Source organism: Pseudomonas sp. MF6755, from assembly GCF_016405635.1.
Lineage (GTDB): Bacteria > Pseudomonadota > Gammaproteobacteria > Pseudomonadales > Pseudomonadaceae > Aquipseudomonas > Aquipseudomonas haemolytica.
On the sequence record NZ_JAEKDA010000013.1, the window covers coordinates 43135 to 58416 of the forward strand.

General features: G+C 59.3%; 14 protein-coding genes. 6 read left to right on the forward strand and 8 right to left on the reverse strand.

Annotated elements, in window-relative coordinates:
• Positions 1-99: 99 nt before the first annotated feature.
• Complete coding sequence (cysQ, locus tag JFT66_RS18180) at positions 100-936, reverse strand: 3'(2'),5'-bisphosphate nucleotidase CysQ (RefSeq protein ID WP_198859807.1); 837 nt, start codon at positions 934-936, stop codon at positions 100-102.
• Entirely contained in the window at positions 933-1499 is a 567-nt protein-coding gene (gene nudE, locus JFT66_RS18185) for an ADP compounds hydrolase NudE (protein WP_153838619.1), read from the reverse strand. The genes cysQ and nudE overlap by 4 nt, the downstream gene beginning before the upstream one ends.
• A gap of 87 nt (positions 1500-1586) precedes the next feature.
• Between nudE and yrfG the strand changes: the two genes are divergently transcribed.
• Positions 1587-2249, forward strand: a complete 663-nt coding sequence (yrfG, locus tag JFT66_RS18190; protein ID WP_034117248.1) for a GMP/IMP nucleotidase — start codon at positions 1587-1589, stop codon at positions 2247-2249.
• A gap of 51 nt (positions 2250-2300) precedes the next feature.
• On the opposite strand, the gene lysM is transcribed toward yrfG, so the two are convergent.
• Positions 2301-2741 (reverse strand): peptidoglycan-binding protein LysM, encoded by a 441-nt coding sequence (lysM, locus tag JFT66_RS18195; protein WP_198859808.1) that lies wholly within the window; start codon positions 2739-2741, stop codon positions 2301-2303.
• 244 nt (positions 2742-2985) lie between these two features.
• Between lysM and fdhD the strand changes: the two genes are divergently transcribed.
• From fdhD to JFT66_RS18210, 3 genes are all read left to right on the forward strand, one after another.
• Positions 2986-3825, forward strand: a complete 840-nt coding sequence (gene fdhD / locus JFT66_RS18200) for a formate dehydrogenase accessory sulfurtransferase FdhD (RefSeq protein ID WP_034117246.1) — start codon at positions 2986-2988, stop codon at positions 3823-3825.
• On the forward strand, positions 3822-6170 hold the full coding sequence (locus JFT66_RS18205) for an FdhF/YdeP family oxidoreductase (RefSeq protein ID WP_198859809.1): 2349 nt from the start codon (positions 3822-3824) through the stop codon (positions 6168-6170). The genes fdhD and JFT66_RS18205 overlap by 4 nt, the downstream gene beginning before the upstream one ends.
• 206 nt (positions 6171-6376) lie before the next feature.
• Positions 6377-6859, forward strand: a complete 483-nt coding sequence (locus JFT66_RS18210; RefSeq protein WP_034117244.1) for a glycine zipper domain-containing protein — start codon at positions 6377-6379, stop codon at positions 6857-6859.
• Positions 6860-6923: 64 nt separating this feature from the next.
• On the opposite strand, the gene JFT66_RS18215 is transcribed toward JFT66_RS18210, so the two are convergent.
• The 3 genes from JFT66_RS18215 to JFT66_RS18225 all read right to left on the reverse strand — a co-directional run bounded on the left by JFT66_RS18215 (position 6924) and on the right by JFT66_RS18225 (position 10707).
• On the reverse strand, positions 6924-7355 hold the full coding sequence (locus JFT66_RS18215; RefSeq protein ID WP_034117243.1) for an acyl-CoA thioesterase: 432 nt from the start codon (positions 7353-7355) through the stop codon (positions 6924-6926).
• A 12-nt stretch (positions 7356-7367) separates the two neighbouring features.
• Positions 7368-9305, reverse strand: a complete 1938-nt coding sequence (locus JFT66_RS18220) for a RecQ family ATP-dependent DNA helicase (RefSeq protein ID WP_198859810.1) — start codon at positions 9303-9305, stop codon at positions 7368-7370.
• 226 nt (positions 9306-9531) lie between these two features.
• A complete protein-coding gene (locus JFT66_RS18225) occupies positions 9532-10707 on the reverse strand; it encodes a tetratricopeptide repeat protein (protein WP_198859811.1) in 1176 nt (391 codons plus the stop codon).
• 464 nt (positions 10708-11171) lie between these two features.
• On the opposite strand from JFT66_RS18225, the gene JFT66_RS18230 reads away from it, so the two are divergent.
• Both JFT66_RS18230 and JFT66_RS18235 read left to right on the forward strand, forming a co-directional pair.
• Positions 11172-11543 carry a DUF1493 family protein gene (locus JFT66_RS18230; protein ID WP_198859812.1) on the forward strand — a complete coding sequence of 124 codons (372 nt, stop codon included), beginning with the start codon at positions 11172-11174 and terminating at the stop codon, positions 11541-11543.
• A gap of 74 nt (positions 11544-11617) precedes the next feature.
• A complete protein-coding gene (locus tag JFT66_RS18235) occupies positions 11618-12481 on the forward strand; it encodes a DMT family transporter (RefSeq protein ID WP_233097132.1) in 864 nt (287 codons plus the stop codon).
• Between the two features lie 57 nt (positions 12482-12538).
• Here the strand turns inward: JFT66_RS18235 and JFT66_RS18240 are convergent, their stop codons facing one another.
• Both JFT66_RS18240 and hslO read right to left on the reverse strand, forming a co-directional pair.
• Entirely contained in the window at positions 12539-14080 is a 1542-nt protein-coding gene (locus tag JFT66_RS18240) for a phosphoenolpyruvate carboxykinase (RefSeq protein ID WP_198859813.1), read from the reverse strand.
• Between the two features lie 179 nt (positions 14081-14259).
• On the reverse strand, positions 14260-15162 hold the full coding sequence (hslO, locus tag JFT66_RS18245) for an Hsp33 family molecular chaperone HslO (RefSeq protein WP_034117238.1): 903 nt from the start codon (positions 15160-15162) through the stop codon (positions 14260-14262).
• Between the last annotated feature and the right edge of the window lie 120 nt (positions 15163-15282).

The following is a 15282-nucleotide window of genomic DNA, read 5'->3' on the forward strand; positions in this document are numbered from 1 at the left end:
GGGCTTGCTCGCGAATGCGCAGTGTCAGTCACCGAAGATGTCGACTGATATACCGCATTCGCGAGCAAGCCCGCTCCCACACTTTGATCTGCTGTGGTCTCAAGTCCTGGCCAGGGTCAACAGGCGTTCGCGCCACGCCGCCTTGGCCGGCAATGCCAAAAAGAACGGGTTCAACAACGATGCCCGCGCCGGGTAGCTGAACGGCTGGCCATTCAACTCCAACACTGCGCCTCCCGCCCCCTCCAACACGCCCTGGGCCGCTGCGGTATCCCACTGCGACGTCGGCGCCAGGCGCGGATAGCAATCGGCACTGCCTTCGGCCAGCAGGCAAAACTTCAACGAGCTGCCTATATTCGCCAGTTTCAGCTCCCCCAACCCTTCGCTCAGACCCGCCAGCAGGCGCTCCTGCTCAGGGCTGGTATGGCGACGGCTGGCCACCACGGTGAAAGCCTCGCCCGCGGCCGGCTTCTGGCGCACTTGAATCTGTTTGGGCGCGGCATTGACATCCGAACGCCAAGCCCCCAGGCCCGCGCCACCGAAGTAGCATCGGCCAGTGGTAGGCATCGATACCACGCCGAACACCACACGGCCCTGTTCGATCAAGGCAATATTGACGGTGAACTCTTCGCTGCCGGAAATGAATTCCTTGGTGCCATCCAAAGGGTCCACCAGCCACCAACGCTGCCAGCCGGCTCGCACGCTCTGATCAATATCCGCATCCTCTTCGGACAGCACCGGAATGCTTGGGTCCAGTGCGGTAAGGCCGGCGAGAATCAGATGGTGCGCGGCCAGATCAGCAGCAGTCACCGGCGAATCATCCGCCTTGGAGGTCAGGGCTACATCGGCGCGCCAGTACGGCAGGATGGCTTCACCGGCCTGGCGAGCCAGTTCAATGACAGGGGCGATAAACGGGTGGCCTAAAAACAGTTCGCTCATGCGTTGAACGCTCCACGCTGGGTCAACAGGTCTCTTACCAGGTACAGCGCAGCCAAGGCGCGGCCTTCGCTGAATTGCTCGTTTTGTGCAAGCATCGACAGCTCACGCAGGTTGACCCGGTCCACGCGCATCGGTTCAGGCTCATCGCCTTCCAGGCGTTCTTCATACAGGTCGGTGGCCAGCACCACCTGGATCTTCTGGCTCATATAACCGGGCGACAACGACAGTTCGGTGATGTGCTCCAACTGCCGTGCACCATAACCGGCCTCCTCCTTGAGCTCGCGGTCCGCCGCTGCCAATACGTCCTCGCCTGGCTCGATCAACCCTTTGGGCAGCGAAAACTCATACTCGTCGGTGCCACCGCAGTACTCTTCCACCAGCAATGCATGATCCTCGTCTATCATCGCCACGATCATCACCGCGCCGTAGCCGGCACCGCGCCCCACAAGACGTTCGTAGGTCCGTTCAACGCCATTGGAAAAGCGCAATTGCACTTCCTCCACGCGGAACAAACGGCTACTGGCGACTATTTCGCGGGCGAGGACGGTGGGTTTCTGGCGCATAAACGGCTCCTTGGCGTGATCGGGTTACTATACCGTGGCTTTCCCGATTGTCTGTGTCGGATATCTTTACTTACGTGAGAACGCACCATGCCCTCTTTGCCCTGGCACGCTATCGACACCGTCCTGCTGGACATGGACGGCACCTTGCTCGACCTGCATTACGACAATCATTTCTGGATGGAGCACCTGCCCCACCGCTACGCCGAACTTCACGGCGTGAGTCGGGCCATGGCCGAGTTGGAGTTGCAACCGCTGTTCGAGCGTAACGCCGGACAGTTGCAATGGTATTGCCTGGATTTCTGGAGCACTGAACTTGCGATCCCGGTGCGTGAGCTCAAGCTGGAAACCGCCCACCTGATCGCCCTGCGGCCGGACGCCGATACTTTCCTGGCGGCGATCAAACAGGCCGGCAAGCGTGTGATCCTGATCACCAATGCTCATCGTGATTCGCTGTCATTGAAGCTGGAACGCATTGAACTGGCGCCGTATTTCGAGCGATTGATCAGCTCTCATGACTATGGTTTCCCCAAGGAAAGCCCACAGTTCTGGGAAGCCTTGCAAGCCGACATCCACTTCGACCCGGCCCGTAGTCTGTTCATCGATGACACCTTGCCAATCCTGCGAAGTGCCCGGGATTTTGGCGTGGGGCATTTGCTGGCGGTGAAAGAGCCTGATAGCAAAAAGGGGCCAAAGGACACTGCAGAGTTTTCAGCAGTAGGGGATTATCGAGAACTCATTGCGGGGCTTTAAACGCATGTGGGAGGGGGTTTATTGCCCCCTCCCACATTTTTGTCCCGCGTATTACTCAGGGATACGCAGTGTCTGGCCTGGGTAGATCTTGTCAGGGTGCGACAACAGCGGCTTGTTGGCCTCGAAAATCTTGTTGTACTGGTTGGCGTTACCGTACACCGCCAGGGAAATCGCGCTGAGGGTGTCGCCCTTTTTCACCACGACGAAGCGAGCAGCGGTAACCGCAGGGCCGGATACAGTGATCTGGTCATCCACGCTTGCCACACCGGCAATGTTGCCCAACGCCAGAAGGATCTTCTCTTTCTCTTCCTGCGTGGCCACTTCACCGGTCACAGTGACCTTGTCGCCATCCACCGTGGTCTTCACGTTTGGATTGCCCAGGCCCACCTTGCTCACATGCTCCTTCAACTGCTCACTGGCGTTCGCATTACCCGGCGTCAACAGGTCGACAATCTTTTCGCCAGCTTCTTTGATAAAGCTAAAAATACTCATGGTGCGCTCTCCTTGGGATTTAATTTCCAGATGCCCAAGACTAGACCAGTCCTACAGACTTGGGTTCCAGACTGACTAAAGACTCAAAAGTATCGAAATTACTCGCCCTTGGAATAAGCCCTCAGTGCAGCGGCGGATCAGCCTTGATCGACGCCATCTATCAATAGATCAATACTGGCAATTAGACGCGACCCTTTGTCGCGCCTAGTCTGAACACTGATCAATCCGCCGGTGGTACTGCCCCATGAACGCCAAGCGCCCTACCTGCGCGGCGCCCGCCCTCGAAACGACCGCGCCCGCCGCCAGCCAGAGCTATCAATATTGCAATCTTGAGCACACTGAAGTCGCCAGCACCGCGCTGGCCGAAGAAGTGGCGCTGGCGATTGCCTATAACGATATCAGCCAGGCAGTGATGCTGGTGACACCGACGGATCTGGAAGACTTCATTGTCGGTTTCAGCCTCGGCAGCGGCATTATTGCCGACGTTAGCGACATTTATGACCTGAAAATCAGCGGTTCCGGTTCAGCGCAATACGCTCAGGTGCAGATTTCCAGCCGTGCGTTCTGGAACCTCAAGCAGCAGCGTCGGCAATTGGCGGGCACCAGCGGTTGCGGCCTGTGCGGTGTAGAAGCAGTTGAACAGGCACTACCCGACCTGCAAGTGCTGCCCGGCGCGCCCTTGCCGCCCGCGCAATGGCTCGATGGCCTGCGCCAGCGCATCAGTGCGTTCCAACCCCTGGGCCAGTACAGCGGCGCAGTGCATGCGGCGGTATTTATGAACCACCAGGGCGAATTGCTGCTGGGGCGCGAGGACATCGGCCGGCATAACGCCCTGGATAAATTGATCGGCGCGTTGATCCGCGAAAAGATTCCGACCGACGGCGGCCTGGCCATTGTTACCAGCCGCTGCAGCCTCGAATTGATCCAGAAAGTCCTGCGCGCGGGCATCCAGACCCTGGTGAGCCTGTCGTCGCCCACCGGCCTGGCCTTGCAATGGGCGCGTCGGCACAACCTCAATCTCATCCACTTGCCGCAGAAAAGCGCGCCACGGGTCTACAGCCCAGCGATGGAGCACCAGCCATGAGCCTTCACCACCAAGCCGACCAGACCCCAACCCCGCGCTACAAGCCTTATAAAGGCCCAGCTGGCGGCTGGGGCGCACTGATCAGCGTGGCGCACGCCTGGCTGACCAGCGACAACGCGCTGAAGAACCTGCGCATGATGCTCAAGACCAATCAGAACGGCGGTTTCGACTGCCCAGGCTGCGCCTGGGGCGACTCGCCGGAAAGCGGCATGGTCAAGTTCTGCGAAAACGGCGCAAAGGCGGTCAACTGGGAAGCCACCAAGCGCCGCGTCGATGCCGCATTCTTCGCCAAGCACAGTGTCACGGCCTTGCTGGAGCAAAGCGACTATTGGCTGGAATACCAGGGCCGCTTGACCGAGCCGATGCGCTATGACGCCGAAACCGACCGCTACACGCCCATCAGCTGGGACGCGGCGTTCGACCTGGTCGGCAAACACCTCAACGCATTGCCCAGCCCCGACATGGCCGAGTTCTACACCTCAGGCCGCGCCAGCAACGAAGCCGCCTACCTGTACCAACTGTTTGTGCGCGCCTATGGCACCAACAATTTTCCCGACTGCTCGAACATGTGCCACGAAGCCAGCGGCGTAGCCCTGGCGCAGAGTGTGGGCGTGGGCAAAGGCACCGTGACCTTTGATGACTTCGAACATGCCGACGCTATTTTCGTCTGGGGCCAGAACCCCGGCACCAACCACCCGCGCATGCTTGAACCGCTGCGCGAAGCGGTGAAACGCGGCGCCCAGGTGGTATGTATCAATCCGTTGAAAGAGCGTGGCCTGGAACGCTTCCAGCACCCACAACACCCGCTGGAAATGCTCACCAACGGCGACAAACCGACCAATACCGCGTACCTGCGCCCGGCGTTGGGCGGCGACATGGCCATCCTGCGCGGCATGGCCAAGTTCCTGCTGCTGTGGGAGCGCCAAGCCCTGGCCGAAGGCAAGGAAGCGGTGTTCGATCACGTCTTCCTGAATGAACACACCACCAACGTCCTGGAATACCTGGGCCAGATCGACGACACCTCGTGGGAGGAAATCGTCGAGCAGTCCGGCCTGACGTTGGTTGAGATCGAGCAAGCGGCGCGCATGTACGCCAAAGGCAAGAACGTGATCATGTGCTGGGCAATGGGGATTACCCAGCACCGCCACTCGGTACCGACCATCCAGGAAATCGCCAACCTGATGCTGTTGCGCGGCAATATCGGCCGCCCCGGCGCAGGGCTGTGCCCGGTGCGTGGCCATAGCAACGTGCAGGGTGACCGCACCATGGGTATCAACGAACGCCCACCGGTGGCGTTCCTAGACGCCCTGGAGCGTCGATTCCAGTTCCAGGTGCCACGCGAAAACGGCCACAACGTGGTGGAAGCGATTCACGCCATGCTCGAAGGCCGCTCCAAAGTGTTTATCGGTTTGGGCGGCAACTTCGCCCAAGCCACGCCAGACAGCCCGCGCACCTTCGAAGCGCTGCGCAATTGCGACCTGACCGTGCAGATCAGCACCAAGCTCAACCGCAGCCACCTGATGCACGGTAAAGACGCGCTGATCCTGCCATGCCTGGGCCGTACCGATATCGACATCCAGGCCGACGGCCCGCAGGCGGTGACGGTGGAAGACTCGTTCAGCATGGTCCACGGCTCCAACGGCCAGCTGCAACCGCTGTCGACACTGATGAAATCCGAGCCTGCGATCCTGGCCGGGATCGCCGCTGCCACCCTGGGCAGCAAACCGGTGGATTGGAAATGGCTGGTGGCCGACTACGGACGCATCCGCGACCTGATCGCCGACACCATCCCAGGCTTCAAGGATTTCAACGAGCGCATCAAGCACCCAGGTGGTTTCTATCTTGGCAACTCAGCCGGCGCGCGCCGCTGGAACACGCCGTCGGGCCGCGCCAACTTCCGCCCGAACATCCTGCCCAAAGACCTGATCCACGAACGCACCCACGCCACGGGCCGAGTGCCGGACCTGATCATGCAGTCGATGCGCTCCCACGATCAGTACAACACCACCATCTATGGCCTGGACGACCGTTATCGCGGGGTCAAGGGCCAGCGTGATGTGCTGTTCGTCAACGAAGCCGACATCATCCGCCTGGGCTTCAAGCCGGGGCAGAAGGCTGACATCGTGTCGTTGTGGGAAGACGGCCGTGAGCGCCGCGTGAAGGGCTTTACCTTGCTGGCGTTTGATATTCCCGCAGGGCAGGCCGCGGCTTACTACCCGGAAGTGAACCCACTGGTGCCCTTGGAAAGCACTGGGGAGGGTAGCCATACGCCAACGTCGAAGTTCGTCGCGATTCGTTTGGAAGCGGCCAGTGACAGCGGGCTGATCATGGCGCGTTCGGCCTGACTCGATCCGCAGGCACAAAAAAGGCCGCTTTTGCATAAAAGCGGCCATCCTCAAGTAGCAAGAGACCCGCAAAAACGACTTAAGTTCCCCATGTAAAACAGCAACTTAGCAAATTGTATACAACTTGTGCCACCGGTCGGATTTCGATTGTCAGCCGCCCGCTACAACCTCAGGATCGCGCCGTCATCCCCTTGAGGTTTCCCTGAATGAAGTTCTCCTCGATTCTCTTGTTGTCCCTTGGCCTGGTCAGTGGCGCAGCCATGGCCGGTGGCACCACCGAAGCCGGTGTAGGCGGCGCATTGGGCGGGGTTCTAGGTTCCGTTGTCGGCCAGCAGTTGGGCGGTAACACCGGCTCGACCATCGGCGCAGCCTTGGGCGGCGCGGGCGGTAGCGCGGTCGGCGCCGACAAGCGCAGCCGTGGCGAAGCAGCCATTGGCGGCGCACTGGGCGCAGCTGGCGGCAACGTAGTAGGCCGCAGTGTTGGCGGCAGCACCGGCGCACTGGTCGGGTCTGCGGCCGGCGGTGGCGCAGGTGGCGCACTGGGCAACTACATGGGTAACAAGAGCGATGACGACGACCGTCGTGACCGTGGCCGGGATAACCGTCGCTATGACCGTGACGATCATCGCGGCCGTGGCCATGCCTATGGGCATCGCAAGAACAAGCATCACTACCGCAACCATCGGTAAAGTCTGAAGAACACCACAGAGTCAGATGTGGGAGTACGCCCCTCCCACATTTGGTGCCGCCAAGTCAGGCCACCAGACGCTGCAATGCCTCGCGCAACATCCCCGGAATCGGCACTGGCTGGTTCGACGCCCGATCCACAAACACATGCACAAAGCGCCCCGCCGCACAGGCTTCTTCTTCGCCTGCCTTGAACACCGCCAACTCATACTGCACCGAGCTGTTACCCAGCTTGCCCACCCGCAGGCCGATTTCAATGCGCTCGGGAAAGGAAATCGACGCGAAGTAATCGCACGCCGAACTCACCACAAACCCCACCACCTCACCATCATGAATATCCAGCCCACCCTGTTCGATCAGGTAGGTATTCACCGCCGTGTCGAAGAAGCTGTAGTAGGTGACGTTGTTTACATGACCGTAGATATCGTTGTCGTGCCAGCGCGTGATGATCGGCTGGAAGTGACGGTAATCGGCGCGCAAAGGCGTTGAATCGGGCATCGGCAACTCTCGTTAAAGTAGGTCTAATTGAGCGTGGGTCCAGTCGCGTACCTCGGCGTAGGGATAGTCCTCCAGCGCAGCAAACCCGGGAATACCCCGCGCCTTCAACTTGGTAAACAACGGCACGCTGATACCCCCGAGGAAGCGCGTCAGCCGCTCCGCATCCGGCAAGCAGCCGGTGTACTCATGATGCCTGTGGATAAAATCACCGCAGAGCCCCATGAAATTTTTACCCACAAGTGGCGGCAAGCTCGGCGGAGCCGGTAGATGAGCTATATGACCGTGGCACACCGAACAATGCCCGCAACGCTGGGGAGCGTTTTCATCACCAAAGTATTGAGCCAGGCGCTGTCCCAGGCAGTATTCGGTGGCGAACAGGTCGAGCATGGCGTGAATCCGCGCCACCTCCGTCACCTCGTGCTGCTTGAAGCCTGTGTATAACTCGGCGCTCAACACCTGTGGATCGAAATCGGTGTCGAGCAAACTGTACACCTCAGTCATCTGCTTGCTTTCCAGTTCGATCAGGCCCTGCTCCTGGAAGTAATCCAGCGCCTTCACCACCCGACTGCGCTCGGCATTGTGCTGTTGATAAAGCACGTCGAAATCCACCGTTGCCCAGGTTTTGGCACGTTTGCACACCTGGATGATCGCCGTGACAAACTGCTGCCGCTCACCGGAAAACCGTGCGAGCAAGGCGTCGGGTTCGATCAGGTACTTGAAACGGTACTCGGCATAGAACGCGTAGCGCGGCGCGATCACGCCCTTGAGTTCCAACTGCACCAACAACGTCTTGAGCGGCAGTTCGCGGATATTGCTGTGGTCCGACAGCGACCGCAGCAGAAACTCCCACTGCCCTTCGCTGCGCGCGGCCTGCAATTGCTCCAGGACACGGCCAATGCCCTCCTGCTCCGGCGTGTCGCCGTACACAAAATTTTCCAGCACATTGAGGCTGTCACGGTTGGCCAACACCAGACAATCCGATGGCTGGCCGTCACGCCCTGCACGGCCGATTTCCTGGCTGTAGTTCTCGATGGATTTGGGCAAGTCGAAGTGCACCACATTGCGGATGTCACTCTTATCGATGCCCATGCCAAACGCGATGGTCGCGACAATGCAATTGGAGCGCCCACCCATAAAGCGTTGCTGGATGCCCTCGCGCTTATCGTGGGGCAAGCCCGCGTGATAGGCCTCGGCCTGAATGCCATGGCGGTTCAGATGCTCGGCAATCTGCTCGGCAGTCTTCTGCAAAGTGACATAGACGATGCTCGGCTGGTTGGCCCGCTCCTTCATCCATTCCACCAGCCTGCGGCGCTTGTCCTGGCCGCTGACCGGCTCCACCAACAGGTTGAGGTTGGGCCGGTAGAAGCCGGTGGTCACCACATCCCCGGCGGCAATCGCGAACTTGGCCTGCATGTCGGCGATCACCTTGGGCGTGGCCGTGGCCGTCAGCAGCAACGCCTGCGGGATATTGAACTGGCGCTGGTAGTCGGGCAGCTTCAAATAGTCCGGGCGGAAGTTGTGGCCCCATTCGGAAATACAGTGCGCCTCATCCACCACCAGCAGCGAGATCTGCACGCTGTGCAGGAAGTTACGGAAGCGCTCGTTCTTCAAGCGCTCCACGGAAATCATCAGGATTTTCAGCTCACCCGAACGCGCACGCGCCATTACATCATTGGCATCATCGCGGCTCTGGGCCGAATCGATACTGCCTGCCGAAATGCCGTGGCGTTGCAGGAAACCCAACTGGTCCTGCATCAACGCCAGCAAAGGCGAGACCACCAGCGTCAGGTGCGGCAGCAGCACCGCCGACAGTTGGTAACACAGGGACTTGCCCGACCCAGTGGGAAAAATAGCGGCGGCGGAACGCCCGGCCAGAATGGCGCTGACCGTCTCTTCCTGGCCCAAGCGAAACTGTGGATAACCGAAGACCTGTTGGAGGGTGTCGTGCATAAAAGCTGTCACTCCATTGACCGCTGAGTTGGCTCAAAAACATAGCCTGGGAATCTCAGCAAATCGAGAAAGGTCGCGAGGAAAAAAGAGACAGGATGATACACAGGCGGTGGGATGGCCTAGGGCCGAAGTGGGAATAATCCGAGCAAACAGCAGGAACGGCACAGATCCAAATGTGGGAGGGGCTTGCCCCCTCCCCCATTTTCAGATCTGCGCTACCGTAGAATCAGCGATTCTGCACGCGCTCAATCGCCGTGTCATACACCGGGTTGGCCTTCTGCTGCTTGGCCAGCTGATAGTGACGCAATGCATCCGGGAACTGCCCGGCCGCTTCGTAGATCCGCGCAATGTTGTAGTAGGCACCGGCGCGTACCGTTGCGGCATTGGAACCCGTAGCCAGAGCAATAGCCTTGCGGTTGGCCCAGATCGATTCCGCGGTGTTACCCGCTTTCTGATACGCCAGACCAAGATTGCCGTAAGCCTTACCGAAGCTGTTATCCAGCTCAATGGCTTGGCGGAAGTAGTCGATAGCCTGGTCCAGGTTACCCGCCTGGTAGGCAGCTTCGCCTTGCAGGTTCAGCTTCTTCGCATCCGCCTGTACCGCCGAACTGACCGTGACTGCGGTGACAGCCACACTGTCATCCAGCAAAGGCTTGACCTCGTTAAGCACATCTTCAGCGCCGACTCTCACGCCAGTGAAGGTGTTGATGTCCTGGAAATCGCCACTGCCGGTCATGCGGAACACGGTCCACAGGTTACCGGTACGGTTCTGCGGCACATAGTAGGTGCGTACGAGGGATTGCCCCATGTACACAAACACCTTGGCCTCGCTGTTGGACAACTCGCTGGAGTTTGGATAGCCGCTGTTGGAGTAGTCATGCACGGCGTAGACGTAGCTTTCACCGTAATGCTTTTTCTGCAGGGTGATGGTTTCCGGGCCATAGCTGTCGGTGTCATCCACATCCAACTCGGCGTCGGTGCCCTTTTTGTTACGGAAGAAGATGTTATTGCCGGGGAAAATCATGTGGGAGTCGAGGTCGCGCGGCGCTTTGCCCCAGGTCAACACCACACGCAGGCCGTCGAGGTTTTCCATCACCGGGCTGATAGCGTAGGTCATGCCTTTGCACGGGCACTTCACCACCAGGTTGGAATAGCCGGGTTTCTTGATGATCAACAGGTTGCTGGCATCGTCAGCTGCCTCGCTGGTCAGCGTCACCTGGCCTTGAGCGTTGGTACGGCCCACCACGTTCTGCGCGCCGTTGCGTTGCAGCAGCACCTCGGCGTCGGCGATTTTCTGGTCCTTGACCACCGCACTGAGCACCTCAATCGGCAACTGCTCGGCCTGGACAGAAAACGCCATCGCGCACACTGACATCGCCGAAGCGACACGAAGCAAACCCATGCTTAACTCCCTTTAAGTAGTGGGCGGAATCGCCCTACAAGATTTTGCGGTGAAACATACGCTGATTTCAGATTTTTGGCGGGATTTTTATACGGATTGTGACGTGGTTTTATCGAACACCGGGTAGCACGACGAGATCGGCCCGCAGCGCTCAAGGGGCTCAATGCATGTGTATTCAGATGAACCTTAGTCAGTAGCTTTACCTACATACAACACTGTTATTCGCTCCCCATCTGCTGCTGTATTACACAATCACTGACTGCACGTTAAGAAGGCTTTTCGCCGTTACCTTCATCGTAACGGGACTGGTTCTGTTGTTCTGGCTGCCCTACGTCGCCATCATCCTGAACATTCAACTCCTTCCCCTGGCCCTGTTCTTGATAGGCTTGGCTCTCTTTATCACCCGAAACAAATACCGCCTGAAGCGCAACAGCCCCCCTCACCCACTCCTACGTGCTCCCACCATGAACCTGGCCCCCCAATTCCCCGAAGACCCCGTCATGCAGCAGCTCCTGCAACTGCTGCATGAAGAAATCGGTCTGCCGCAACACAAGACCATTCGCCTGCAAACCTCGCTCAACTTCGACCTTGGTTGCGATGGCGCCGAGGCCAAGCAGTTCATGGACGCACTGGAACAGGATTTTGCGGTCGACCTGGGCGACTACGACGCTTATCGTTACTTCCAACCACCAGTGTTCGACGTGTTCTTGAAGCGTCGCGCCAAGGGCCGTGGCGACAAAGTCCCGCTGACCATTGACATGCTCTACCTGGCGGTCAAGACGCACCGTTGGGACACGCAAACGTTGGAAAACCTGAGCAGATCCCAAGAACGCTGAGATTCAAATGTGGGAGCAATCCCACATTGGATCTGCGCTAGCCTGGCGAGCGCTACCTAGAACAAGGACCTTACATGGACGTAACAATGGGCCTGCTGGCCGCCCTGCTCTGGGGTGGCACAGACTTTCTCGTGGGCCTCAATGCCCGCGCCGTTGGCGTTAAACGCGCAGTGTATTTCGGCCAAGCCCTCGGCTTTTTGATCATGACCCTGCTGCTGGTCATCTTCCCGGCCTTCCTCTTCAAATCCCTCGGTGCGCCGTTGAGCGTCTGGCTCCTGGGCATCGCAGCCGCCCTGCTGACCGTTTCCGGCGCGCTCGCGCTGTCCAAGGCTTTCGCCCTGGGCAAAGCTGCCATCGTCGCGCCGCTGGTAACGTCCTACGGTGTCGTGACCACCCTGCTGTCCTGGGCCAGCGGTGAGCAGATCAGCCTGGTCCAACTCGGCTGCATCGCGCTGTGCGTGATCGGCGTGGTCCTGTCCAGCATCCACAAGGACAACGGCACGCCCCACAACAATCCGCGCCTCTCCATCGCCTACGCCATGCTCGCCGCGTTGTTGTACGGCACCAGTTTCTGGCTGCAAGGCCGCTACACATTACCGGCGCTGGGACCGATCACCATGTTGTGGCTGGGTTACCTGGTGGGCCTGTGCGTGCTGGTGGTGATGGTGCTGAAGATCAAGGACGGCCTGAAGATCCCGCCGCTGAAGAACTGCGCGACGTTGACCGGTGCGAGTCTGATGAACCTCGGAGGGTTCTCGGCGTTTTCGTGGGGGGCGATGGCCGGCTCGGTTTCGGTGGTGACCGTGATCAGTACGCTGTCAGGCGGTATCGCGGCGATCCTGGGGTTTGTGTTTTTCAAGGAGCGGTTGACGTCGGTGCAGGTGCTCGGGGTTGTATTGGTGCTAATCGGTGCCGTGGTGCTGCACATCGCCGGCTAACCCTGCGCGCACAAAAAAGCCGCCTACTGGAGGCGGCTTTTTCACAACTGCTCAGCCTTACAACTTAGGACCCGCAGCCTTGATCGCATCACTCACTTCGAACTTCTTGAAGTTCTCGATGAACAGGCCAGCCAGCGCCTTCGCTGCTTCATCGTAAGCGGCCTTGTCAGCCCAGGTATTACGTGGGTTCAACAGGCCGGTTTCAACGCCCGGTACGGCCAATGGCACGTCGAGGTTGATGGTGTCGAGGTGCTCGGTTTCAGCACCGATCAACGCGCCGCTCTGGATCGCTGCGATCACGCCGCGAGTGGTCGGAATGTTGAAGCGTTTGCCGACGCCGTAGCCGCCGCCAGTCCAGCCGGTATTGACCAGGTAGACCTTGGAACCGAAACCACGGATGCGCTTGATCAGCAGCTCTGCGTATTCGCCAGCCGGGCGAGGGAAGAACGGCGCGCCGAAGCAGGTAGAGAAGGTCGACTTGATACCGCTGCCGGAACCCATTTCGGTCGAGCCCACCAGTGCGGTGTAGCCGGACAGGAAGTGGTAGGCCGCTTGTTCTTCGCTGAGGATCGACACGGGCGGCAGTACGCCGGTCAGGTCGCAGGTCAGGAAGATCACCGCGTTCGGCTCGCCACCCAGGTTCTTCTCGGAACGCTTGGCAACGTGCTCCAGCGGGTAGGCGGCACGGCTGTTCTGGGTCAGGCTGACGTCAGCGTAGTCGGCGTGCTTGGCGTCGTCGATCACCACGTTTTCCAGCACGGCGCCGTGCTTGATAGCTTTCCAGATCACCGGCTCGTTCTTCTCGGACAGGTCGATGCACTTGGCATAGCAACCGCCTTCGATGTTGAACACCACGCCTTCGCCCCAACCGTGTTCGTCGTCACCGATCAGGTAGCGGCTTTCGTCGGCGGACAGGGTGGTCTTGCCGGTGCCGGACAGGCCGAAGAACAGGGTCACGTCGCCCGCTTCGCCAATGTTGGCGGCGCAGTGCATCGGCAGTACGTCGGAAGCCGGCAGCAGGAAGTTCTGCACCGAGAACATGGCTTTTTTCATTTCACCGGCGTAACGCATGCCGGCGATCAGCACTTTTTTCTGGGCGAAGTTGAGGATCACGCAACCGTCGGAGTTGGTGCCGTCACGCTCTGGCACGCATTCGAAGTTTGCCACGTTGAGCACTTGCCACTCTTCACGCCCGGCCGGGTTGTATTGGGCCGGGTTGATGAACAGGCAACGACCGAACAGGTTCTGCCAGGCAGTCTGGGTGGTCATTTTCACGGCCAGGTAGTGGTCTTCTGCGGCCCCTACGTGAACATGGGAAACGAAATGCTCTTGCGCGTTGTTGAACGCCTCGACGCGAGCCCACAGGGCGTCGAACTTGTCGGCCGGGAACTTGCGGTTGATCGGCCCCCAGGCAATGGCGTCCTGGGTGGAAGGCTCTTCAACGATGAAACGGTCAACCGGCGAACGCCCGGTACGATGACCGGTTTCCACGACCAGCGCGCCAGTATCGGCAAGCACGCCTTCACCGCGCTGCAGGGCTTCTTTGACCAGATCGTCAACACTCAGATCGGTGTATACGGCGTTATTGGCTTGCGTCATGAGGTTCCCCGTCGGCCTATGGCCGAGTGCTCCAAACGTTTTGTAGTAGAAAGTTGCGCACTACTACCGCGAAAAAAGTGGGCCGGATTATGCCAGAAAAGCCCAAAAAGAGTAGGGCCCTCCCGTCAGAACAGCGCTATCTCGGCGTTTGTCAGGTGATTTACCTGTGCTTAAACGTTTTAGTGGCGGGTGTCGGAAGGAGTATCGATGCCTGCACCGGCGAACAATTGGGCTACATCCGCCGCATCGAACAGATAACGCTCGTTGCAGAACTGGCAGTCGATCTCGATATGCCCACCGTGTTCCACCACCAGGTTTTGCGCATCTTCCAGGCCGAGGCTGACCAACGCATTGCCCGAACGCTCGCGCGAGCAACTGCAATTGAAGCGCAGGCCCTGTGCATCGAACAGGCGCACGGCCTCTTCATGGTACAGGCGGTGCAGGATGGTTTCGTTGTCCAGGCCCAGTAGTTCTTCGGCCTTCAACGTGTCGGCCAAGGCGATGATATGGCGCCAGCTTTCAGCGCGATCATCGTCATCCTTGATGCGATCGGCTGGCAGTTGTTGCACCAGCAGGCCGCGGGCCCGTTTGCCGTCTGCGTTAAGCCAGAACTTGGTGCCCACTTGCTGGGACATCACGAAGTAGTTGGTGAAGCATTCGGACAGGGTTTCGCCATCGAGATCGACGATACCCTGGTAGCGCTGGCCCTCGGTCGGGTCGACGGTAAGCGCCAGCACGCCGTTGGGCATCAGGTCGGCCAGGGTCGCGTCCGCGGCAATCTGATCGGCTTCGTAACGGGCCAGGCCACGGATTTCGCGCTCACTGGAGCATTCGATCATCAGCATGGGGACCGGCCCTTCGGAGCGAGCCTGCAAGATCAGCAACCCGTCGAACTTCATGGTGCCAACCAGCAGCGCGGCGGCTGCCATCAGTTCGCCGAGCAATTGCGCGACCGGCTCCGGATAAGCGTGCTTGGCAAGGACTTCGGCATAGCTGCGCTCCAACGAGACCATCTCGCCGCGGGCGTCGCTCTCATCGAAGATAAAGCGTTGGGTGAAGTCGGAATCCGGTAGATCAGTCATAGGTCTGGGTATCTGAAGTGATGACAAAATGATTACAAGGTTTATAAAATTAAACGCTTTAGCACCATCTTGGTGCGACTTTCTCCTGGAAATGGAGAGCTTAATAGAGCGAAGAGGGAC

Bases quoted from the DNA above. Each gene is read 5' to 3' on its own strand.
- hslO (WP_034117238.1), bottom strand. From the start codon at position 15,162: ATGACTGATCTACCGGATTCCGACTTCACCCAACGCTTTATCTTCGAT.
- JFT66_RS18215 (WP_034117243.1), bottom strand. From the start codon at position 7,355: ATGCCCGATTCAACGCCTTTGCGCGCCGATTACCGTCACTTCCAGCCG.
- yrfG (WP_034117248.1), top strand. From the start codon at position 1,587: ATGCCCTCTTTGCCCTGGCACGCTATCGACACCGTCCTGCTGGACATG.
- nudE (WP_153838619.1), bottom strand. From the start codon at position 1,499: ATGCGCCAGAAACCCACCGTCCTCGCCCGCGAAATAGTCGCCAGTAGC.
- JFT66_RS18240 (WP_198859813.1), bottom strand. From the start codon at position 14,080: ATGACGCAAGCCAATAACGCCGTATACACCGATCTGAGTGTTGACGAT.
- lysM (WP_198859808.1), bottom strand. From the start codon at position 2,741: ATGAGTATTTTTAGCTTTATCAAAGAAGCTGGCGAAAAGATTGTCGAC.
- fdhD (WP_034117246.1), top strand. From the start codon at position 2,986: ATGAACGCCAAGCGCCCTACCTGCGCGGCGCCCGCCCTCGAAACGACC.
- JFT66_RS18220 (WP_198859810.1), bottom strand. From the start codon at position 9,305: ATGCACGACACCCTCCAACAGGTCTTCGGTTATCCACAGTTTCGCTTG.
- JFT66_RS18235 (WP_233097132.1), top strand. From the start codon at position 11,618: ATGGACGTAACAATGGGCCTGCTGGCCGCCCTGCTCTGGGGTGGCACA.
- JFT66_RS18225 (WP_198859811.1), bottom strand. From the start codon at position 10,707: ATGGGTTTGCTTCGTGTCGCTTCGGCGATGTCAGTGTGCGCGATGGCG.
- JFT66_RS18210 (WP_034117244.1), top strand. From the start codon at position 6,377: ATGAAGTTCTCCTCGATTCTCTTGTTGTCCCTTGGCCTGGTCAGTGGC.
- JFT66_RS18230 (WP_198859812.1), top strand. From the start codon at position 11,172: ATGAACCTGGCCCCCCAATTCCCCGAAGACCCCGTCATGCAGCAGCTC.
- JFT66_RS18205 (WP_198859809.1), top strand. From the start codon at position 3,822: ATGAGCCTTCACCACCAAGCCGACCAGACCCCAACCCCGCGCTACAAG.
- cysQ (WP_198859807.1), bottom strand. From the start codon at position 936: ATGAGCGAACTGTTTTTAGGCCACCCGTTTATCGCCCCTGTCATTGAA.